The organism is Streptomyces chryseus (assembly GCF_014650755.1).
GTDB classification, from domain to species: domain Bacteria; phylum Actinomycetota; class Actinomycetes; order Streptomycetales; family Streptomycetaceae; genus Streptomyces; species Streptomyces chryseus.
Window position 1 is genome coordinate 81,456 of the sequence record NZ_BMVO01000008.1, and the last position, 19,595, is coordinate 101,050.

General features: G+C 70.0%; 21 protein-coding genes and 1 pseudogene. 12 read left to right on the plus strand and 10 right to left on the minus strand.

Annotated elements, in window-relative coordinates; genetic code table 11:
• Positions 1–12: 12 nt before the first annotated feature.
• Both IE185_RS15105 and IE185_RS15110 read left to right on the plus strand, forming a co-directional pair.
• Entirely contained in the window at positions 13–573 is a 561-nt protein-coding gene (locus IE185_RS15105; protein ID WP_138894155.1) for a hypothetical protein, read from the plus strand.
• 516 nt (positions 574–1,089) lie between these two features.
• Positions 1,090–2,448, plus strand: a complete 1,359-nt coding sequence (locus IE185_RS15110) for a (2,3-dihydroxybenzoyl)adenylate synthase (protein ID WP_138894156.1) — start codon at positions 1,090–1,092, stop codon at positions 2,446–2,448.
• A 292-nt stretch (positions 2,449–2,740) separates the two neighbouring features.
• Here the strand turns inward: IE185_RS15110 and IE185_RS33140 are convergent, their stop codons facing one another.
• The 5 genes from IE185_RS33140 to IE185_RS15135 form a co-directional block, all read right to left on the minus strand.
• Complete coding sequence (locus tag IE185_RS33140) at positions 2,741–2,890, minus strand: hypothetical protein (RefSeq protein WP_229843519.1); 150 nt, start codon at positions 2,888–2,890, stop codon at positions 2,741–2,743.
• Positions 2,891–3,270: 380 nt separating this feature from the next.
• Positions 3,271–4,008 carry an NIPSNAP family protein gene (locus tag IE185_RS15120; RefSeq protein ID WP_229843520.1) on the minus strand — a complete coding sequence of 246 codons (738 nt, stop codon included), beginning with the start codon at positions 4,006–4,008 and terminating at the stop codon, positions 3,271–3,273.
• Positions 4,009–4,090: 82 nt separating this feature from the next.
• On the minus strand, positions 4,091–4,519 hold the full coding sequence (locus tag IE185_RS15125; protein ID WP_138894158.1) for an Rrf2 family transcriptional regulator: 429 nt from the start codon (positions 4,517–4,519) through the stop codon (positions 4,091–4,093).
• A 222-nt stretch (positions 4,520–4,741) separates the two neighbouring features.
• Complete coding sequence (locus tag IE185_RS15130) at positions 4,742–5,044, minus strand: antibiotic biosynthesis monooxygenase (protein ID WP_138894159.1); 303 nt, start codon at positions 5,042–5,044, stop codon at positions 4,742–4,744.
• A 159-nt stretch (positions 5,045–5,203) separates the two neighbouring features.
• Positions 5,204–5,587 carry a VOC family protein gene (locus tag IE185_RS15135; protein ID WP_138894160.1) on the minus strand — a complete coding sequence of 128 codons (384 nt, stop codon included), beginning with the start codon at positions 5,585–5,587 and terminating at the stop codon, positions 5,204–5,206.
• 308 nt (positions 5,588–5,895) lie between these two features.
• On the opposite strand from IE185_RS15135, the pseudogene IE185_RS15140 reads away from it, so the two are divergent.
• From IE185_RS15140 to IE185_RS15150, 3 genes and pseudogenes are all read left to right on the plus strand, one after another.
• Positions 5,896–6,366: pseudogene (locus tag IE185_RS15140) on the plus strand (serine hydrolase domain-containing protein); the annotation flags it as partial.
• Positions 6,367–6,538: 172 nt separating this feature from the next.
• A complete protein-coding gene (locus tag IE185_RS15145; protein WP_138894161.1) occupies positions 6,539–7,759 on the plus strand; it encodes a glycosyltransferase in 1,221 nt (406 codons plus the stop codon).
• 270 nt (positions 7,760–8,029) lie between these two features.
• Positions 8,030–8,545 carry a GNAT family N-acetyltransferase gene (locus tag IE185_RS15150; RefSeq protein ID WP_138894162.1) on the plus strand — a complete coding sequence of 172 codons (516 nt, stop codon included), beginning with the start codon at positions 8,030–8,032 and terminating at the stop codon, positions 8,543–8,545.
• A gap of 252 nt (positions 8,546–8,797) precedes the next feature.
• Here IE185_RS15150 and IE185_RS15155 read toward each other — a convergent pair whose 3' ends face one another.
• Complete coding sequence (locus IE185_RS15155; RefSeq protein WP_138894163.1) at positions 8,798–9,340, minus strand: DUF1707 SHOCT-like domain-containing protein; 543 nt, start codon at positions 9,338–9,340, stop codon at positions 8,798–8,800.
• Positions 9,341–9,514: 174 nt separating this feature from the next.
• On the opposite strand from IE185_RS15155, the gene IE185_RS15160 reads away from it, so the two are divergent.
• Positions 9,515–10,027, plus strand: a complete 513-nt coding sequence (locus IE185_RS15160) for a hypothetical protein (protein ID WP_138894164.1) — start codon at positions 9,515–9,517, stop codon at positions 10,025–10,027.
• A gap of 330 nt (positions 10,028–10,357) precedes the next feature.
• On the opposite strand, the gene IE185_RS15165 is transcribed toward IE185_RS15160, so the two are convergent.
• The 3 genes from IE185_RS15165 to IE185_RS15175 all read right to left on the minus strand — a co-directional run bounded on the left by IE185_RS15165 (position 10,358) and on the right by IE185_RS15175 (position 12,121).
• Positions 10,358–10,750, minus strand: coding sequence for a VOC family protein (locus IE185_RS15165; protein ID WP_138894165.1), 393 nt, complete (start codon positions 10,748–10,750; stop codon positions 10,358–10,360).
• Positions 10,747–11,049 (minus strand): ArsR/SmtB family transcription factor, encoded by a 303-nt coding sequence (locus IE185_RS15170; protein WP_189715327.1) that lies wholly within the window; start codon positions 11,047–11,049, stop codon positions 10,747–10,749. The genes IE185_RS15165 and IE185_RS15170 overlap by 4 nt, the downstream gene beginning before the upstream one ends.
• A gap of 136 nt (positions 11,050–11,185) precedes the next feature.
• A complete protein-coding gene (locus IE185_RS15175; protein ID WP_138894167.1) occupies positions 11,186–12,121 on the minus strand; it encodes an RNA polymerase sigma-70 factor in 936 nt (311 codons plus the stop codon).
• A gap of 210 nt (positions 12,122–12,331) precedes the next feature.
• Here IE185_RS15175 and IE185_RS15180 point away from each other — a divergent pair, with 210 nt between their 5' ends.
• Positions 12,332–12,811, plus strand: coding sequence for a carboxymuconolactone decarboxylase family protein (locus IE185_RS15180; protein WP_138894168.1), 480 nt, complete (start codon positions 12,332–12,334; stop codon positions 12,809–12,811).
• Positions 12,812–13,372: 561 nt separating this feature from the next.
• Here the strand turns inward: IE185_RS15180 and IE185_RS15185 are convergent.
• A complete protein-coding gene (locus IE185_RS15185) occupies positions 13,373–13,675 on the minus strand; it encodes a hypothetical protein (protein WP_138894169.1) in 303 nt (100 codons plus the stop codon).
• 436 nt (positions 13,676–14,111) lie between these two features.
• Between IE185_RS15185 and IE185_RS15190 the strand changes: the two genes are divergently transcribed.
• The 5 genes from IE185_RS15190 (at position 14,112) to IE185_RS15210 (ending at position 19,590) form a co-directional block, all read left to right on the plus strand.
• Positions 14,112–14,660 carry a DUF1062 domain-containing protein gene (locus tag IE185_RS15190; RefSeq protein WP_138894170.1) on the plus strand — a complete coding sequence of 183 codons (549 nt, stop codon included), beginning with the start codon at positions 14,112–14,114 and terminating at the stop codon, positions 14,658–14,660.
• Between the two features lie 268 nt (positions 14,661–14,928).
• On the plus strand, positions 14,929–16,452 hold the full coding sequence (locus IE185_RS15195; RefSeq protein ID WP_138898404.1) for a hypothetical protein: 1,524 nt from the start codon (positions 14,929–14,931) through the stop codon (positions 16,450–16,452).
• Between the two features lie 239 nt (positions 16,453–16,691).
• The gene (locus IE185_RS15200; protein ID WP_138898403.1) at positions 16,692–17,447 is read left to right on the plus strand and encodes a (Fe-S)-binding protein; all 756 of its coding nucleotides are present in this window, start codon (positions 16,692–16,694) and stop codon (positions 17,445–17,447) included.
• Positions 17,444–18,922 carry a lactate utilization protein B gene (locus tag IE185_RS15205; RefSeq protein WP_138898402.1) on the plus strand — a complete coding sequence of 493 codons (1,479 nt, stop codon included), beginning with the start codon at positions 17,444–17,446 and terminating at the stop codon, positions 18,920–18,922. Before IE185_RS15200 ends, IE185_RS15205 begins: the two co-directional genes overlap by 4 nt.
• Positions 18,919–19,590, plus strand: a complete 672-nt coding sequence (locus IE185_RS15210; RefSeq protein WP_189715329.1) for a LutC/YkgG family protein — start codon at positions 18,919–18,921, stop codon at positions 19,588–19,590. The genes IE185_RS15205 and IE185_RS15210 overlap by 4 nt, the downstream gene beginning before the upstream one ends.
• Positions 19,591–19,595 lie beyond the last annotated feature (5 nt).

Below are 19,595 nucleotides of genomic sequence, written 5' to 3' on the forward strand. Positions count from 1 at the left end.
GGGATGTGCGTGATGGATGCAGCCGCCAAAGAGGCTGCCGTCGCTCGGTTCGTCCGCGAGTATCCGCAGGTAGGTCAAGCCGATCGCGACCACCCCGCGCTTGTGGGCAACGCCGAGGCCGCCTGGTCGCAGGTTCCCGGTTGTCCCGCTGGAGTCCCGGTCCTGCTGCACGGTCTCCTCGATCAGGCCGCCGGCCCCGAGGCCCTGCGCGTGCTGGGCAACGTCTTGATGGACAGCGTCTTTCACGCGAGCGCGGCGATGTCGACTGCCTTGCCCTTCCTGATTCGCCTGGCGGCCGACCCCGACATCGCGGTGCGCCCCGGCGTGGTCGACCTGTTGGTCGTTGCCGCGGAGCTGTCTCAACCCGTCGACGCGGACAACGAACGCCAGGTGCTGCTACTCGGCAACGACTGCGATCACCCGGAACGCGAATGGTGCAGGTCCGCGTTCGCCGCACACGCCTCCGCGCTGCGCGCGTTGCTGGAGGACGAGACTCTTCCTGAGGGGCTGATCAGTGAAGACGACCGCGAATGCCTGCTCGCGGCTGTAGAACCGCAGCGAGGCTCCTCCTGAATCGAGGAAGCCCCGCACTGGTGGTGAGCCGGTCCGACCACCTGGCAGCGACTGGTGCGTCACGGCCCTGGAGCCGTCCTGGACAGACCCGTTCATCGGGCTGAGCTCACGTCGGTTCGGCACACTCATCACCGCGCTGTGGCGCGATAGCGGCGCGGACGCAGTGCACCAGGGTGCGCTGGCGGCCTGGACAGCCGCACCGTAACGAGGTTCCACCGGGGTGCTGGGCCGAGTTGGAGTGAGCCCCGACCATTCCTCCTGGTCAGCGGCGCTCATTGGTCCTTCTGCTGACAGAAGTCGGCGTCCACTGTTCGGAAAGCACATTGCGGACAGGACTGCTGACGCATTGGATTGCCCAGGTCGAGACAGCGGCGGGGTTGCTCCCCACGTCCAGAAGGGGCCGTATGGGTGTGACCTGGATGGACACCGGCCGGCCCGGCTGTCGGCTGGAGCCCGGCTCCTCCTGGAGGTTGCCGTCGTGCTGGATCGGCCCGCGACTGGGACAGAGGGAAGCGCATGACATCCAAGCTCGACGGCTGTACGCCGTGGCCCGAGGAGTTCGTCGATCGCTACTGGGCGGCCGGGCACTGGCGTGGCACTACGCTGGACAACTTGCTGCGCGGCTGGGCCCTGCAGTACGGACCGCGGACCGCCCTCGTGCGCGGCGACACCCGCATCACGTACGCGAACCTGAACCGGCGTGTGGACCGCATGGCCGCCGGATTCCGGCTGCTCGGCCTGCGGCCCCGGCAACGGGTCGTCGTCCAGCTGCCGAACGTTCCCGGGTTCGTCATCACCGTGTTCGCGCTGATGCGCGCCGGCGCGGTCCCCGTGCTCTGCCCGGTCTCGCACCGCACAGCCGAGGTCTCGCATCTCGTACGGGGCGCTCAGGCCGTCGGCTACGTCGGTCCCTCGACGTACCAGGGCTTCGACCACAGGGCGATGGCCGCCGACATCGCGGCCGGAGGGCCCTTCTTGCGGCGGGTGTTCACCCTGGAGGCGCCGGGTGCCTCGTCTCCGTACGGCGGCCTGACGACCGACCCGTCGGGCTGCCACTACTTCCCGCTGAGCTCCGTCGACGCCCCGCCCCAGTCCGCGCTTGCCCAGAGCGCCGACCAGGTGGCGTTCTTCCTGCCTTCCGGTGGTCCCACCACGGCGCCCAACCTCATCCCGCGCACCCACAACGACTACGCCTACCAGGCGCGGGCCGCCGCCGAGCTGGTGTCGCTCGCCGAGGACGACGTGTATCTCGCCGCGCTGCCCGCCGAGGCCAACTTCACCTTCGGCTGCCCGGGCATCGTCGGCACCCTCTCCGCCGGCGGTACCGTCGTCCTGGTCGAGAACCCGGAACCTGCCGACTGCTTTCCGGTCATCGGACGCGAGCGGGTCACCATCACGTCAGTGGTGCCCGCCGTCGCCGAGCTCTGGCTCGACGTACGGGGCACACTGCAGGCCGACTTGAGCACTCTGCGTCTCCTGCAGATCGGCGGCGCGCCCTTGCCCCGGTCGACGGCCGAACGGATAGGACCTGTACTGGGCTGCCGCCTGCAGCAGGTCTTCGGCATGAGTGAGGGCGTGCTCACTCTCACCCGGTCCGCCGACCCGGACGAGGACGTCCTCACCACGCAGGGCCGCCCGCTCTCGCCCGACGATGAGATCCGCATGGTCGACGCCGACGGGAACGACGTGCCCGAGGGGGACCCCGGCGAAGTCCTCGCCCGCGGTCCGTACACCCCGCGCGGGTACTACCGGGCGCCCGATCACAACGCACGCGCTTTCACTACCGACGGTTTCTTTCGCACCGGCGTTCTCGCGCGGCGCACCCCGGACGGCAATCTGGTGGTGACCGGTCGCCTCGATCCCGTGGCGGACTGACCACACGTCACTCATCACCAGAGAAGCGGCCGAGGTGTTCGTCCCCTACGTGGCCGCCATCAGCCCAGGTTCCGAGCCATCGCCGGAGTGATGGGGTTGCATGACGCAGGCCGTCGTGTGCGTCTTCACCCCATGGGGGCTCCCAGCCGTCAGCGTCGACGAACAGTACCGGGTGGTCGACCGCGATCAACAAGGCGTGCCATTCCCTCGTGCAGCCGCCGGAGGTGAGGTAGAGCCACGATGCCGGCAGACCCCTGGCACGGTTGCGCTGGTGGATGCTCACAGCAGACGGTCAGTCGGTCAGGTGCCCCGGCGCGCGGCTGCCGTCGGTCAGGGACGCGAGGCCGCGGTCGGGGCCGAAGCCGCCGTTGGCCACCTCGGTGTAGACGCGCCGGAGCAGCTCGGGCAGGCGGCGCCCGATGGCGCGTTCTGCGTTCTCCACTTCTGCCGGCGTGACGGGAGGGAACAGCGGTCCGCGTGGAGCGTGCGCGTAGTAGGCGGCCACTTCGTCCGTGTGTGACTTGAGGGCGATCGTCCCGTCACTGACGTGCCCCACGATGTGGGCGCGGATCCTTGTCACGTGGTCCGGCCCGTAGCGCTCGGCCCTCCACGTGGCTGGGACCTTGCGCTGTCGAAACGTAGTCCCGGATCCCAAGCGCGGGCCCGCAGCTTCTCGATCAACGTGTCGTCGTCCGCCTCCGCCGCCCCGGGCTCCGGCGAAAGGTGAGACTGGCCGGTGAGTTCGAGTACCGGCGTGCTCTGGCCTTTCGCACCACGTCAGAGAGCCCGTATGTGTGGTACGAGGCCCTTCCACCCTCGGGCTCACCGCAGCAGCGACCGCTCCGTGGGCGCCAGCCGTAGCCGCTGCGGGGTCCTGGCCCACCGGTCCGAGACGGTCGGCAGCACCTCCTCGCGCCAGCGTTCTGAACGCTCCAAGCGATGCAGGTGATCGTCGATGCAGCCTTCGTCGGTGAAACGCGCGAACCACACGAAGACCTCCTCGTTCATCCGCACCGGCAGCGCCGGGAAGGTGTTCGTGGCGTGCTCCGACCGTAGGTACACCAGTGGCTCGCCGCCGGTCTCCGCCAGTACGGGCCGCACCCGTCGCTCGAAGAACTCGACGAACGCGGTGTCGAAGGGGCCGTGGCCGTACCAGATCGTGGCGAGGAACGGCGACGGCGGCATCGCCGCCGGCTCGCCGGGGGCTTGCCGGGCACCGATCGGCGGTGGGAACCCGCCGCCCGCCGAGGCCGGCCGCAGCAGCAGTACGTCGTCGGAGTCGACCATCGTCGCGTTCGCCTGGTCGCGGTGCGCCTGCCAGACGGGCCCGCCATAGAAGTCCCCGAGCCCCTCGGCACGGCTCGGCATGTCGTCGAAGCCGCGGAGCCAGACGAACCGGTCGGGATCGTCCAGGTCACGGAACTGCCCCAGGACGGTCATGCCGACTGCCTCTTGGGGCTCGACGAACTCCCGGTCGAACAGATCGATCAGTACGTCTCTCTGTCCTGGGTGCAGCGTGTACTGCCGCAGCTCGACGACCGGACACCGTAGAACATCCACCAGTCCTACTCCTGATTCAGTTAATGAAACAATGTTTGTTACAACAGAGGGTGTGGCGACCGTCGCCCCAACGGCCCGTCGGCTACTTCAGCAGCGTCTCGCGGAGCACATCGGCGATCGACGTGTCGGCCAGCTCCTGTCGCACGACCCGCTCGACCCGGCTGTAGACGTCGCTCAGCGCGGGCCGGATGCCTCGGCCGACCGGACACTCCAGATTGGGCTCGGTGTGGTGCAGGCCGAACGGTGGCTGCGCGCCGACGGCGTCGTACACCTCAAGCAGGGTGATCCCCTCCGGGCTCCGCGCGAGGCTCCAGCCCGCCCCGGCGCCGTGGCGGACCTCCACCAGGCCCGCACGCCTCAGGTCACCGAGGCTGCGCCGGATGATCACGGGATTGGTGTTGACGCTGGCCGCGACCTGATCCGAAGTGAGAACCTCCCGGCCCCGGCGTTGCGCCAAGGCCAACCACGCCAAGACATGCGTCGCGATGGTCAATCGGCTGTTCGCCGCCATCCCTTCCCCCCTTACTGCAACACCTTCTGTTACAGCGTACCGGCAGGCGAGGGAGGGCGTTCAGGAAACCAGCGATCCCGTGCGCCGAGCACCACTGAAAGCGAACCTCCGACGGAGGAGGCGCCTCGGCCGGCGTCCTCCACGAGGCGAGCGTCCAAGGCAACGGCAGCGACGGCAGCCCTTGAGCGGGGAGCGCTGACAGCCGGTGCCCCGACAGCTTGGCTAGCTCAGCGACGCAACCGTGAAGTGCCGCACCCGAAGTGGCGAAACGAGGTGCTCGTCCTCGCCCGGGAGAACTACGGGCTCGTCTCGCCAGTGCTCCCCGGCGTAGTCGACCAGGTCCTGCTCGCCGCGCCAGCGACTCACGTACAGCAGCGAGTCGGGTGGCGCGAGCAGCACCTCGTGGTCCAGCAGCCCTGGGTAGAGGCTGGGAAACTCGCGTACCGCAGAGACGATCATGTCGCGGAACGCCTCGAACCGTCCAGGGCGTATGCGTGCCTCACTCACCCTGATGATCACGGTCATCAGGGTGTCACGCGCGCAGAGGCGACGCCAGCTTCGTGCCGCGTGCTCTGGCAACCCTGCACCGCCGCGGCCAACGGCTGTCCCGTGACCATCATGCGGAGCTCAACGTGTGGCGGTGACCAACTCCCGTGCGAAACCGGCCAGAACAGCGCGTCAGCGTCAGGAATTCATGGCGGCTCGGTCGGACTCGCTCCGCAGAACGCAGAATTCGTTGCCCTCGGGATCCGCGAGGATTGCCCAGCCTGAACCATCAGGATTCCGGTGATCAGCGACAAAGGTGGCCCCGAGGCTCAGCAGGCGGTCCACCTCCTGGTCGCGTGAGGTCTCAGGGCGCAAACACAGATGGATCCGATTCTTGGTGGTCTTGGCCTCGGGCACCTGATTGAAGTACAGCTCTGGGCCCTCCGCAAGCAGTACCTGCGTCTCCCGATCACCCGGTCTGACGTCAGGATGCACCGGACAGCCCGTCACACTGCTCCAGAACCGAGCCAGCTCGTAGGCATTCGCACAGTCAATCGCCACGTTCTGCAAAACCGAAACCATGCGCCCCAGCCTTCCTGACTTCCGCTCCGGACGCCACCGAGCTGCGCTCATTGTTCGCGCACACCCAGCTCAGGCCCCGGTAGCACTTCAGGCCCCTGGGGCGCGGACGCCCCTCTGTCGCGTGAGGCTCCAACTCCCCTTCCTCCACTCCCACCAGTCCCCCATTCGCCATCGGCTGGGCGCGAGCGCCCGGGGGGTTGACCCCACCTGCAGGTGGGCGGGTAGCAGGATCGTCCCAGGCGGTCGCACCCGGGAATGCTGGGCCCCACACAACCGCTGGTTTCCCCACGACTCGGTAGGAGTGGCTGATCGGCAGCAACACCAAGACGTTCACGGCGGTGGTCGTACTGCAACTGGTCGGTGAAGGGAAGATCGTCCTCGACGCGAAGGTCGACACCTGCCTGCCGGGCCTCGTCCGCGGAGAGAGGGGATCGACGGACGCCGCATCACCGTCCGTCAGTTGCTCCAGCACGCCAGGGGAGTTCCCGACTACGAGAAGGAGGTCGAGGACGACATCCTGCAGCGCCGGTACTTCGAACCCCGCGACCTCCTGGACATCGCTCTGCAGCGCAAGGCCGACTTCGCCCCCGGGCTCATGAGCAGGCCGCTGTCGTGCGGCGGTTCCTACTGGGGCCACGGCGGTGACATCGCGGGATACGAGACCCGGGGTGGAGCAACCGGCGGCGGCCGCGCCGCCAGTGTGGCGGACCAGCAACCCGGCCGACGGGGAAGCCACCAAGCATCTGGAGAGTGTCGTGGACACGGCCCTGTGCCGCTGACCGCGACCGCGTCTCCAGGAACCGTTCATCAGTACCGTCCGTTGAGGCAGAGTAGAGCCCCCGCCCCTTCCGTGATCAACCTATAGCGCACCGGGGGGCTTGCGGCAAGGCCCCGGTCGTACCGCAGAATCACCCACCGAAGCCTGGACCCGCGGACATGGGAGTCACGAAGATGCGTGTGGCGTTGACGACGTACGGGGCGCGCGGGAGCGTGGAACCGATGGCGGGACTCGCGGTGCGGTTGCGGGAGTTCGGAGCGCAGGTGCGGGTGTGCGCGCCGCCGGACGAGGAGTTCGCGAATCGCCTGGCCGAGGTCGGCGTGGAGATGGTGCCGACCGGGCGGCCGGTGCGCCCACTGGTGACCACGGTGCAGCCGGGGTCGGCGGTGGGCATCGCGCAGCGTGCGGCCGAGTTGATGGCCGCGCAGTTCGACACGGTCGCCGCGGCGGCCGAGGGATGTGACGCACTGGTGGCGACCGGCCCATTGCCGGTGACGGCCGGCGCGCGGTCGGCGGCCGAGAAACTGGGCATCCGTTACGTGCATGTGAGCCACCAGCCGGTCAGCCTGCCATCGCCGTACCGTCGGCCGCCCGCGCGCCGGGGCCAACCCCTGCCGGAGGACGTGACCGACAACCGCGCGCTGTGGAACCTGGACGCCCAGATCGCGAACACGATGTTCGGCGAGATGCTCAACACCCAGCGGGCGTCAGCCGGCCTGCCGCCGGTGGACAACGTCCGCGACTACGCCTTCACCGACCACCCGTGGCTGGCCACCGATCCGACCCTGGACCCGTGGCCGGAGTCGGCGGACCTCGGCGTGGTGCAGACCGGCGCGTGGGTCCTGACCGACGATCGCCCGCTCCCCGCCGAGTTGGCAGCGTTCCTGGACGCGGGCAGGCAACCGGTGTACGTGGGCTTCGGCAGCATGCCCGTGAGACCCCCGGAGGACTTCGCCCGGGTGGCCGTCGAGGCGATCCGCGCGCAGGGCCACCGGGTGATCGTCGGCCGGGGTTGGGCCGACCTCGCCCTGATCGACGACCAGGACGACTGCTTCGTCGTCGGCGAGGTCAATCATCAGGCTCTGTTCGGCCGAGTGGCCGCCGTCGTGCACCACGGCAGCGCGGGTACGACAACGACCGCCACCCGGGCCGGCGCGCCGCAGGTGGTGGTGCCCCAGGGGGCGGACCAGCCGTACTGGGCCGGCCGGGTGGCCGACCTGGGCATCGGCGCGGCGCACGACGGTCCGACGCCGACCACCGAGTCCTTGTCAGCCGCTCTCAAGACGGCCCTGACCTCAGAGACACGCGCACGGGCCGCAACCGTGGCGGGCACAGTCCGCGACGCCGACGGGGCGACGGCGGCCGCGAAACTGCTGCTGGGCGCCGTCGGCTGACAGCCTGTCGGCAGTGCTTACGCCGTCAGAACAATGAGCCGCCGCTCGAAGGGATACGGCCTTCAGCGAGCGTAAGCCCCGGTCAGCGACCTGGAAATGGGTTGTCCTAGCCGAAGAGGGGCTACTACGCTCACGCCAGCGCGACAGACGCGTGATCTCGGGATGGGGAGGTTGATGAATATGGCCGCCGTCGGCCCTCATCAGCATGCCCTCATCCGGCCCGCGTCATAGCAGAGCGCGGCCGGTCGTTCCAACGACCAGGAGAGACACATGTCTTCCCCTCCTTCACCTGCCCATGCCCACGTGGGCACCAAGCGCCTCGTCCTGCGGCCCTGGGCCATGAGCGAGACCGCTGCGGTCCTCGACGGCACCCGGTCCCCGCACTGGGCGGACGACTTTCCCGCCGAAGGTGATCGCGTGATCGCGGGCCTCTTCGACCAGCACCCCGACTGGCTCGGCACCTGTGGCCACCGTCTGATCATCGAGCGCGACAGCGGCTTGGTGGTGGGCTCCATCGGGTTGTTCTGGCCGCCCAGCACGGGCGTCCTTGAGATCGGATACGGCATCGTGGCCTCCCGCCGTGGCCGGGGCTATGCCCCCGAGGCCACCCGGGCCCTGGCCGAGTTCGCCCTCACCTTGCCAGATGTCCACACCGTGTCCGCCGACGTGGAGCTGTCGAACCCGGCCTCGGTCCGAGTCTTGGAGAAGGCCGGCTTCCACCGGTGGGCCACCGGGGAGAACGTGGCCAAATTCAGGATCGCGCGCCCGGACCACGATCGGCGCTGATGGCCTAGGGGTCCTGGAGGCGATGCCCTCCAGGACCCGTCACGGTGGCTGAGCGCCCGGACGACCACTGTGATCGGAGAGACAGAACCTCGTTCACCATCGGCCGGCACACCACCGCATCCGGATGGCGACACGAAGGCGACACCCAGGAGGTAGCGAAGACACACGGGCGGGGGCCCGCCGGCCCTCGCCCCCTCAGCATGCCCGCGCGAAGGGCGTCACTGCCCTTACACAAGGAAGCCGGACGGGGCCTCAATGCCGCGCGTGGCGGATCCGCAACCGTCCGAACCCCATGGTCCCGGAGATCCGGATCCTCGGCCCACCGGGGCGGGAGTGCCGCCGGCTCTTGTAGAGCGTGTCTTTCCACCCGGTGTGCAGACCCTCGAAGTCGACGATCGCGTCGCGAGGTACCGTGATCTTGGCCCTGCCGGTGCCGAGTTGCAACTCGATGTCGACCACCGGATGCTCGATGACCGCCCGCGACAGATCCAGGTGCACCCTGCCGAACGCGGACTCGACCTTGAGGGTCCGAGGTACCCGCCATACCCCGCGCCGTCGGATCCGCCCGCCAGCGGCGGCAATCGTGGACGTGGGGCCCGCTTTCTCCTCCGGGAGCGCGGCCAGCGGCGGCACGAGGTCGGTGCGTGTCGTGGCGGTGAGCACCTGGTGGAGGCGTTCGTCCAACTCCTCGTGTGGGATGTTCCCTTCGGCGTACGCCTCCTGAAGGCGCCGCACGGCCGTATCGCGGTCGTCCTCGCTGATCAGCGACGGCGGGTCTTCCCGCAGAGAGGTCACCGTCTCACTCTAGTGCCGTACCGACAATCCGGGCACGTCAACATCCTAGCTGAGGACGGTAGTTGCCGTGGAGGCGGCTCCTCGAATCCTCCCTCCAAAGGATGCGCCCTCCGCCGCAGGGCGGAGGCAGTACGCCGTAGCGGACGACGCACGGCTGCCACGCCCGGGACCAGCATGGGCACTATGACGACAGCGAACGAAACCTTCCCCGCCGCTGCGCCCGCGCCGGTCTGGGCGCGTCGCGCCGCCCACGCCATCGCGCTGTGCGCGGTCCCGTCCGGCCTCTGGCGCGTCGCCATGGCATCCGGTGTCCATGTGGGCTACAGCGACCAAGTGCTGCGCGACATGTACGGCATCCCGGGCTGGGGCATCGCGTACGTCGTCGGTCTGTCCGTCCTTGCCGAGTTGGCCGCCCTGTTCCCGCTGCTGCTCGTCAGCGACCGGTGGCGGCCGCTGCGCCCCCGGGCCCTCTCCGCGTTTGCCTGGACCGCATCGGGCGTCCTGCTCCTGGTGGCGCTGTGGCAACTCGTGGTCGCTTTCGCCGTCGAGAGCCAGACGTACTTGGCGAGTGGCGCGGCCCAGACGGTCTGGGTTGCCGCTTTCGCCCCGCTGTTCGCCATCCCAGCGCTGATGACCGCGGTGACTTGGTCGTACGCCAAGCGGCACCGGGCACAAGGGCCGGCGTAGCCTCACCACGCCCTCGCCGTTCAGTGACCGGCTCGGGCCCTGGTGGTTTCGGGGGTGCCGCGTCTCAGCACCTCATGACACCTCGTCACCGGCCCAGGGCGACTGTCCGGTGAGGGCGGTGAGGGCGGTGGGGGCCGACCGGGCGCGTGTCCGATGGCGTGACCATTACGCCGTTCTCCGGCCCACGGCAAACCATCAATGCCCTCATTGGCCGCCCACCCTCATGGCCCCTTCGGCAGCCGAGTAGCGGCAGCAGTGTCGGGGCGGTCCGGAGAGTCGTGGGCGCGGACCCGGTCGACGCCGCGCCCGGCCTGCTCATACGGGAACCGCCTACTGCGGCGTGGTCGCGATCTGGATCAGGTTGCCGCAGGTGTCGTCGAAGACGGCGGTGGTGACGGGCCCCATCTCCAAGGGCTCCTGTGTGAAGCGGACGCCGAGGCCGCGCATGCGCTCGTACTCGGCCTTCACGTCGTCGACGGCGAACTGAGCGAGCGGGATGCCGTCCTCGACGAGCGCGTCCTGGTAGGTCTTGACGGCCGGGTGGCCTGCGGGCTCGAGGAGGAGTTCGGTGCCGTCGGGCTCGTCGGGCGAGACGACGGTCAGCCACCTGTCCTTCTCGCCCACCGGGACGTCGTGCTTCTTCACGAAGCCGAGGATCTCGGTGTAGAAGCGCTCGGCCTTGGCCTGGTCGTCGACGAAGACACTGGTCAGATGAATCTTCATGGGGCGCTCTTCCCTGGTCCGGATGTGTCGGGCACGAGCCATCGCTCGGCGATCTGCCGCAGCGGGGCCGTGTTCAGGTCGTGAAACTTGTAGCGGCCCTCCCGCCTGGTCTCGACGAGCCCGGCGGCCTCGAGCACGGCGAGGTGCTGGGAGACCGCCTGGCGCGAGATGCCGAGCTGGTGCTTCATGCTCAGTCGGGAGCAGATCTCGAACAGAGTCTGTCCGGACTTCTCCGCGAGCTCGTCGAGGATGGTCCGGCGCGTGGGGTCGGCCAAGGCTTTGAAGAGGTCGTCGGCCACGACTCCACAATAGGCAAGCATTCACTTGCCTATCAAGTCGACATGCGCAGTGTCCCGGTTCTGCCCACCATCCAGCCCCTCCGCGAGCCCACACGTCGCCGCGAACAGCCGGCTCACCTCACGGGGGAAGTACTTGCTAGCGGCGCAGAGTGGTCGCCCGCTCGACGTGTGACAGCTTCACCGGGTTGCGCACGACGAAGAGCCCGGCGACGAGGCCGCTGTCGACGCGCACCGCCAGGACGGTGTCGATCTCGCCGCTGAGCCGGAGAATCAACGCCGGACAGCCGTTGACGTGCGCCGGCTGCAGCGATGCCGCGGCGCCGAACCTGCCCTGGCCGGACAACAGCTCTGCCACTGGGCCGGCTCCGACGACGGGTTCCCGCACGGCCTGCACGACTCCGCCGCCGTCACCCAGGAGGACGACATCCGGCGCGAGGATGTCCAGGAGGCCTTGCAGATCACCCGTCTCGATCGCCCGCTCGAACGCCTTGAGCACTTCTCGGGCCTCCGCCGGAGAGACGGCCCCGCGCGGTCGACGCGCCGCGACGTGTGCCCGCGCGCGGTGCGCGATCTGGCGGACGGCGGCCAGGCTCCTACCGACGGCTTCCGCGATCTCTTCGTACGCCAGATCGAACACCTCGCGCAGTACGAACACCGCCCGCTCGTTCGGCGTGAGCGTCTCCAGGACCAGCAGCATCGCCATCGAGATGCTGTCGGCCAGCTCGATGTCCTCGGCCACGTCGGGGGTGGTGAGCAGCGGCTCGGGCAGCCAGGGGCCGACGTAGGACTCCTTGCGCCGACGGAGTGTGCTCAGCCGGATCAGCGCCTCGCGGGTGGTGATGCGGACCAGGTAGGCGCGCTGATCCCGCACGGTGTCGGGAGCGACGCCCGCCCAGCGCATCCAGGTCTCCTGCAGGACGTCTTCCGCGTCGGCGGCCGAGCCGAGCATCCCGTAGGCGACCGTGAACAGCAGGTTGCGGTGGGCGACGAACGCCTGGGTGGCGGAGTCCGTACGGCCGCCTCGGGCGAGCGCCTCGACTGTGCCCGCTGTTCGCTCGCCGCGCTCGCCCATGACTGGCTCCCGCCTGTTCGGTGTCGACCGTGACGCACACAAGACACCGGTCCCCACCGCCGCGTGACACCCGGCGGGGGTGGCGCACGTCACATGACACCGCTGTCACAGAAACCGGGGCGGCGGCATCTCCATGCCGTCACGACGCCGTGCGAACGATCGGCGCGAACGATCGGCGCGGCGCACAACTCCACGAGTGAGGACGAAGCCATGGAAGCTCGTTTCAACCTGTTCGACAGCCCGACCGCCTCGAAGATCACCAAGCGGTTCTACAACGTCGCGTCGGTTCTTGAGCAGTCGACGTTGCCCAGGACCCTGCGGGAGCTGGTGGAGCTGCGGGTCGGCCAGATCAACGGCTGCGGCTTCTGCGTCGACGTCCACACCAAGGAGGCAGCGGCTGCGGGTGAGACCGCGCTCAGGCTCAACCTGGTCGCCGCCTGGCGCCACAGCACCGTGTTCACCGAGGCCGAGCGGGCAGCGCTGGCTCTCGCCGAGGAGGGCACCCGGCTCGGCGACCACGGCGTCACCGACGAGACCTGGGCCGAGGTGCGCAAGCACTACGACGACGACCAGATCGGTGCGCTGGTCTGCCTGGTCTCACTGGTCAACGCCGCCACCCGGATGAACGTGATCGTGCACAACCCGGGGGGTTCGTACGAGCCCGGCATGTTCGCGAACATGCCGAGCTGACCGGCGGACGAAGTCTCGCCCGGCCCGGGATAATTCGCCCCGGGCCGGGCCCGCCCATGCCCGGGCTCACGCATCGCACGGCCGGCCCTCCTGTCGCGCAACGGACACGGGCGAGCGGCTGCGGACGGCTCAGCGCTCGCGTGTCGTGGCCGCCGATCGCCTCGGTGTCACACGGCGGGGACCCGGACCAGCCCCTGGCACGCGGCAGGTACGGGGGCGGCGCCACGTCGGCGAACCCGGTGGTTGCCGGCGGGAGGGGTCGTCAGCCGCCGGCGCAGAAACCACTGCCGTGGAGGGACGCTCCGGCCCGGCCACTGTCTGCGGAGGCAGGCTGGACCATCCGCACACCTGCACGGCGGCGAGGTTGCCCGAGGTGCGGAGGTAGTGCATGCCGTGCATCTATGCCCCTTGCGGTCCGTGCGGTTCACGATGTTGAAGTCGATCCACGCCCTGTCACCAGGCGCAGCAATGGCACGTGGCGGACGGCGTCCCTGTCGTGCGTGCCAACAGACGTGGCATGTCCGGCGGCGTGCCCTCCTCCAGGCGTACGCCGCTCCCCCGCTACGGCTGCTCGACTCGCCGCCGAGCAGCGTCCAGGGCGCGGCGCTCCTCATGGGCTCCGTCGCCGTTCGCCGGAAGGGAGCCGTAGCGTGCGGCGACGATCTGGTCGACGCGGGCGCTGTAGCGGCTCGTCGCGGCCTTGACCGCCTCAGCGGGAGGAAACAGTTCCTCGGCGGCACGCAGCGCCCGGAACAGTTCCTGCGTGAGCTGGAGGAGACGCTTCAGTTCGTCCTCGGCGGCGTACCCCTCCATGGTGGCGGACTTGAGCCGAGCGGCCGCAGTACGGCGGGCTTGTTGCTCCATGGTTACGCACACCGCCTGGCGGCGGCGCTCCAGCGTGCCAAACGTCGTACTGCCCGCGGTCGCAATGACTTCCTCGGCGCCTTTGACGGCCCTGACCAGGGCCGGTGAGAAGCGCGTCGCCGCAAGCGCGGCCGCTTCCCGCTCCTTTCGCTCAGCCTCGCGCCGCTGCTGTTGCAGCCTCGGCCAGGCGGGGAACGGCGTCGTCCCGTGCCTGCGACCAGCGGTCCGCCGGACAGAACCTCGCGGTGAGGCGCTCGAAAACCAGTGGAACAGCTTCGCTGTGCGCCATTACCGTGCTGCCGAACCAAGTCGTCGAGGGCAAGGACGTGCCGTTGTACACCCTGTGAGACCTCCCGAGCGCTGATTCGTCGCGCGTCGCGCATGTGCGCCGCGCTGCTTTTTGCTGCGGACTTCTCACTGAAACCGGTGTACTTCTGTGCTCAATACCTGGGTGGTTGTGCCCACCTGCCTGCCGATCGTTCTCCGCCGTTGCCACGCGTGCGCGGCCGAGCGCTTCCGGGCAAGCGGTAAGTTCCGCGTCAACGCGAACCACAAGTTCCTCGACGCCTGGCTCCTCGTGCTCTGTACCGGTTGCGGGGAAACGGCGAAGCTCACAGTCCTGGAGCGGGTGCATGTGCGCTCCGTACGACCTGAGCTGCTGGACCGGCTGCATGACAACGACCCTGGCCTGACAGCTGAACTGCTCCAGGATCCGGTCGTGCGGCGCCGTAATCGCATCGCCCTCGACTGGGACAACGCCTGGCGCCTCGACACCGGCGGATCGGAGCACATGGACCGCGAGGTGATCGACGTCTCGGTCCGCTTCGCGGCGCGCATCCCTGTCCGGCCGGTGCGACTGATCGCTGAGGGTTGCGGTCTTTCGCGGGCCGAGGCCGAGAGGCTGATCACGGAGGGCAGACTCGTTTCGGCAGTCCGGCTGAGCGGCAAGCTCTCCGGCGACTTCACCTTCACGCTCAAGCGCTGAGCCCTTCCAGAAATCAGCGGCCTGTCCGGCGAGATCCGCCGGACAGGCCCCACGGGCGGTGTGGGGCTGGGGACTTGCCGGGCGGGGCCTGGTGCCCGCCGCACATCCGCTTCCCACCCCGGCCCCCGCGCCCGCGCCCGTGCCGGCTCCCCCTCGCTCTGGTCCCGCCTTGTTGGACATGGAACGCCGACGCCGTGGATCATCGACCGGTACGGCACGCACCACAACCCACGATCGCCGGACAAGGCACAACGGGGGCGGGATCCACATGACCGACGAGAGTACGGCGCGGGCAGAGGCCGCGGTCGGAGCGCTGCGGGCGCTGGCGGCACGACGGCCGGACGGCATCGTACTGCTCGACGGCTGCACGGACGCGGAGCTGGACACGTGGCCGGTCCGCGTACCGGAAGCGGTACGCGTCGTGCTGCGCGTGACCGGTGGCCTGGAGGCCGGCGACTCCCGATACGTGTTCGGACCCCGCGGCGGCTCCCACGGCCGCCGCCCCTTCGCGGACGGCCACTGGACGCTCGGAGAGCTGAACCGGGGCCAGGGTTCGCTCCTCGTCGGCGTGGACGGAGCACGGCGCTCCGACTGGGGCCCGGTCGTAGCAGTCCAGCCGTACGACGAGCCGGAAGTCACCGTCGAGGCACCGGACTTCACCGGTTGGCTCCTCGGTCTCGCCGAGCGCCTCGCCGACGGCGGCACTCCCGAGGACCGCCCCCTTCCCACGGTCTTCACCGGAGCCGTCCCGTCCGTGGAGATCGCCGAGAGCGCGGATACGGACGCCGAGCTGCTGGCCCTGGTCGGGCGCGGAGATTCGCTCACCGACCTGGTCGATCTGCGCTCGCTGCCGGCCTATCCGTGCGGCGTCAGCTGGGAGCCGTACCACTCGACCGACTACAACACCGCCGACACCGGCAGCAGCGAAGTCGACTTCCGGCTGGCCGGGGACGGCAAGGTGCTGCTCATTCGCAGCATGGTGAGCGGCGACTTCCTGCGCGGCGGCGTACGCCGTCACCGGGTCCCCGACGATGCCGGCCCGCGGGCCGCCGCCGGGCTGCGCGCGCTGGCCGCCGAGCTGCCCGGCCTCGTGGCCCTGCAGGACGGTTGCGGCGACGCGGAGATGGATACCTGGCCGGTGCCCGTACCCGCCGGCATTCGCGACGTACTGCGTGAGATCGGCGGGGTGCGCATGGCGGGCCTGCCGGAACTGAAGCTGCTGCCCGGGGCGCCCGAGCACAGCGTGGACCCCGAGGTGCACCGCATGATGGGCGGCGACGGGACGTACTGGCCCGTCGCCCGGGTCGTGTACGGGCGCCACACCGCCCTCGCGCAGATCCGCGTCGACGTGGACACCGGTGAGTGGGGGTACGCCGTCTCGGTGCCCACCGACCCGAGCAGCCTCCGGGAGTTCCCCGAGGTCACTCTGCTGGCGGAGTCGCTTCCGCACCTGCTGCTGACCGTGGCTCGTCTTGCCCGCGACGCGGCCGGCAGCCCCGACTTCGCGCGTTCCCTCGCCGGGGCCACCACCTGGTTCTTTCCGAACACCGGTGAGCCGTGGACCCGTCCGGCCCCCTTGGACGAGTGGGCTTCGTCCACCGACCCGCTGCGGGCCGCCGTCACCGGCCTCCCCGCCGGAACCCATGTCGCGGACCTGCGCCAGGCGCCGATCCCCACAGACCTGTGCTTCCACCGGGCGGAGGACTGGCCGTACGGTGACAGCCTCGATCATCTCCACTTCGGCGCCGGTGGACGCATCGCGGCGGCGGTCCCCCTCGCGGGCGGCAGGTGAGGCAGGGGCGCTCCGGAGTGCCAGGAGCCGCCGGCCGGCACAGCTGGCGCGCACGCGGCGGCCCTTCAGGCGGGCGGCCGCGCGTGGCCGGCGGGCGACTCGCCGGTCTGCGGGCGCTGCTGCGCGCCACCGCGGGCGTCGCGGTACTACGATCCGGCGGGCGGTCGTACGGCGTGGGACGAGGCCCCAGACCGTATCAACACAAGGACAGGCACAGGCACAAGGAAGGAGAGCGTGGTGTGCGCGTAGCTCTCTTCGTCACGTGCGTGAACGACACTCTCTCTCCGCGCACCGGGCAAGCCGTGGTGCGGCTGCTGGAACGGCTTGGTGTGGAGGTGGAGTTTCCGCAGGCCCAGTCCTGTTGCGGGCAGCCGCAGTTCAACACCGGCTACCGTCACGAGACCGAGCCGCTGGTACGGCGCTTCGACGCCGCCTTCGCCGACTACGAGTACGTCGTCACGCCGTCCGGTTCCTGCGCCGCGATGGTCCGGGACAACTACCCGCGCATCGGGGCGAAGGCGGCCGCCGAGGGGCGCGGCCAGGCACTGGCCGAGGCGGCGGGGCGGGCCGTGCCGAAGACGTACGAGCTGACGGAGTTCCTGGTCGATGTCCTCGGGGTGACCGATGTCGGTGCCTGGTTCCCGTACGCCGTCACCTACCACCCCACCTGCCACGGGCTGCGCCTGCTGGGTCTGGGAGAGCGGCCGCGCAGACTGCTGGAGCGGGTCAAGGGGCTGGAGCTGCGCGAGCTGCCGGGCGCGCAGGAGTGCTGCGGTTTCGGCGGCACCTTCGCCGTGAAGAACGCCGCGGTGTCGGCGGCCATGGGCGCGGACAAGGCGCACGCCATCGAGTCCACGGGCGCCGGAGCGGTGTGCGCGGTCGACAGCTCCTGCCTCCTGCACATCGGCGGCACGCTCGCCAGGCGGGGGTCCTCGGTGCGGCCCGTGCACATCGCGGAGATTCTCGCCGCGACCGAGGAGGAGCCCTACGCATGAGCGGTACGAGCGGTACGTATCTCGGGATGCCGGCGTTCCCGGCAGCGGCGCGGGACGCCGTGCGGAACGAGACACTGCGCGGAAACCTTCGCCACGCCACGCACACCATCCGCGACAAGCGAGCGAAGGCCGTGGCGGAGCTGGACGACTGGGCGCGGTTGCGTGCGGCCGGCAGGGACGTGAAGGAGCGGACGCTGCGCCATCTCGACCACTACCTCGTTCAGTTGGAGGAGTCGGTCACGGCGGCGGGCGGCACCGTGCACTGGGCCGCGGACGCCGGGGAAGCGAACCGGATCGTGACCGGGCTGGTGAAGCGGACCGGCCGGAGCGAAGTGGTCAAGGTCAAGTCGATGGCCACGCAGGAGATCGGGCTCAACGAGGCACTGGAGGCCGAAGGCATCCGCGCGTACGAGACCGACCTCGCGGAGCTCATCGTGCAGCTCGGCGACGACCGGCCGTCGCACATCCTGGTGCCCGCCATCCACCGCAACCGGGGCGAGATCCGCGACATCTTCCGGGCCGAGATGGGGAGTTGGGGCAGGGCTGCCCCGGCCGGGCTGAGCGACGACCCGGCCGAGCTGGCCGAGGCGGCCCGCGTCCATCTGCGGGAGAAGTTCCTCCGCGCCGAGGTCGGGATCTCCGGCGCCAACTTCATGGTGGCGGAGACCGGCACGCTCGTCGTGGTCGAGTCCGAGGGCAACGGCCGGATGTGTCTGACCCTCCCCGAGACGCTGATCTCCGTCGTGGGCATCGAGAAGGTTGTTCCGACCTGGCGGGACCTCGAAGTGTTCCTGCAGACACTCCCGCGCTCCTCGACGGCGGAGCGGATGAACCCGTACACGAGCATGTGGACGGGTACGACGGACAGCGACGGGCCGCGCGCCTTCCACCTGGTCCTGCTGGACAACGGCCGCACGGACACGCTCGCGGACGAGGTGGGACGCCAGGCGCTGCGCTGCATCCGCTGCTCGGCCTGCCTCAACGTGTGCCCGGTGTACGAGCGGGCGGGCGGCCACGCGTACGGCTCGGTCTACCCGGGGCCCATCGGCGCGATCCTCAGCCCGCAGTTGCGGGGCATCGCGAGCGAGGTCGACGCCTCATTGCCGTACGCGTCCTCGCTGTGCGGGGCCTGCTACGACGTGTGCCCTGTCGCCATCGACATCCCGGAGGTGCTGGTGCACTTGCGGGAGCGGGTGGTGGAGGGCGGCGAGGTGACCAGGAACGGGGAGCGGGTCACCATCAAGCCCGCGAAGGGGCACCGGGGCGAGCGGGCGGTGATGCGCGCGGCACGCTGGGCGCTGGACCACCCGGGCGCGCTGCGGGCCGGCCAGCGGCTGGCGTCCCGTACGCGCCGCATCCATCCGAAGCGGCTGCCGGGGCCGGGGCGGGCGTGGAGCGACACGCGGGCGCTGCCTGAGGTGCCCGCGGAGTCGTTCAGGCACTGGTGGCAGCGCACGCGTGGAGGAGCCCGGTGAGCAGCGGCAGGGAACGGGTGCTGGCGCGGGTGCGCCGGGCGCTGGCGGATGTGCCGCGCGACGAGCGGCCGCAGGACGTCCGGGTGGAGCGCGGCTATCTGCGCGTGCACGGCGACCGGACGACCGCGCGGACGGTCGACCTGCTCGCGGAGAACCTCGCGGACTACCGGGCGCTCGTGCACCGGGTGGACGCAGCAGAGCTGCCCCAGCTGCTGAAGCGGCTGCTGGCCGCGCACGGCTCGCGGTCGGTGCTCGTACCGCCGGGGCTCCCGCCCGGGTGGCTGGCTGCCGCCGACCCGGTCCTGGCCCTGGTGCCCGACCGGGAGGCGGACACGGCGTACGCACTCGACGCCGTGGACAGCGTGGTGACGGGCTGCGCGGTCGCGATCGCCGAGACCGGCACGATCGTCCTGGACGGCGGGCCCGACCAGGGCAGGCGCCGGATCACTCTGGTGCCCGACCATCACCTCTGCGTCGTACGGGTGCCGGACCAGGTCGTCGGGTCCGTACCGCAGGCACTCGAACGGCTGGCTCCCGGGCGGCCGCAGACGTGGATCTCGGGTCCCTCGGCCACCAGCGACATCGAGCTGAACCGGGTCGAGGGCGTCCACGGCCCGCGCACTCTTGAGGTGATCCTGGTCGACGGCCGAACCGAGGGGCAGGGTTGACGGGG

What these genes read in the sequence shown, in the direction of transcription:
- IE185_RS15105 (WP_138894155.1), top strand. Translation starts at nt 13, where the DNA reads ATGGATGCAGCCGCCAAAGAGGCTGCCGTCGCTCGGTTCGTCCGCGAG.
- IE185_RS15110 (WP_138894156.1), top strand. Translation starts at nt 1,090, where the DNA reads ATGACATCCAAGCTCGACGGCTGTACGCCGTGGCCCGAGGAGTTCGTC.
- IE185_RS15125 (WP_138894158.1), bottom strand. Translation starts at nt 4,519, where the DNA reads ATGGCGGCGAACAGCCGATTGACCATCGCGACGCATGTCTTGGCGTGG.
- IE185_RS15130 (WP_138894159.1), bottom strand. Translation starts at nt 5,044, where the DNA reads ATGACCGTGATCATCAGGGTGAGTGAGGCACGCATACGCCCTGGACGG.
- IE185_RS15135 (WP_138894160.1), bottom strand. Translation starts at nt 5,587, where the DNA reads ATGGTTTCGGTTTTGCAGAACGTGGCGATTGACTGTGCGAATGCCTAC.
- IE185_RS15145 (WP_138894161.1), top strand. Translation starts at nt 6,539, where the DNA reads ATGCGTGTGGCGTTGACGACGTACGGGGCGCGCGGGAGCGTGGAACCG.
- IE185_RS15150 (WP_138894162.1), top strand. Translation starts at nt 8,030, where the DNA reads ATGTCTTCCCCTCCTTCACCTGCCCATGCCCACGTGGGCACCAAGCGC.
- IE185_RS15160 (WP_138894164.1), top strand. Translation starts at nt 9,515, where the DNA reads ATGGGCACTATGACGACAGCGAACGAAACCTTCCCCGCCGCTGCGCCC.
- IE185_RS15165 (WP_138894165.1), bottom strand. Translation starts at nt 10,750, where the DNA reads ATGAAGATTCATCTGACCAGTGTCTTCGTCGACGACCAGGCCAAGGCC.
- IE185_RS15175 (WP_138894167.1), bottom strand. Translation starts at nt 12,121, where the DNA reads ATGGGCGAGCGCGGCGAGCGAACAGCGGGCACAGTCGAGGCGCTCGCC.
- IE185_RS15180 (WP_138894168.1), top strand. Translation starts at nt 12,332, where the DNA reads ATGGAAGCTCGTTTCAACCTGTTCGACAGCCCGACCGCCTCGAAGATC.
- IE185_RS15185 (WP_138894169.1), bottom strand. Translation starts at nt 13,675, where the DNA reads ATGGAGCAACAAGCCCGCCGTACTGCGGCCGCTCGGCTCAAGTCCGCC.
- IE185_RS15195 (WP_138898404.1), top strand. Translation starts at nt 14,929, where the DNA reads ATGACCGACGAGAGTACGGCGCGGGCAGAGGCCGCGGTCGGAGCGCTG.
- IE185_RS15205 (WP_138898402.1), top strand. Translation starts at nt 17,444, where the DNA reads ATGAGCGGTACGAGCGGTACGTATCTCGGGATGCCGGCGTTCCCGGCA.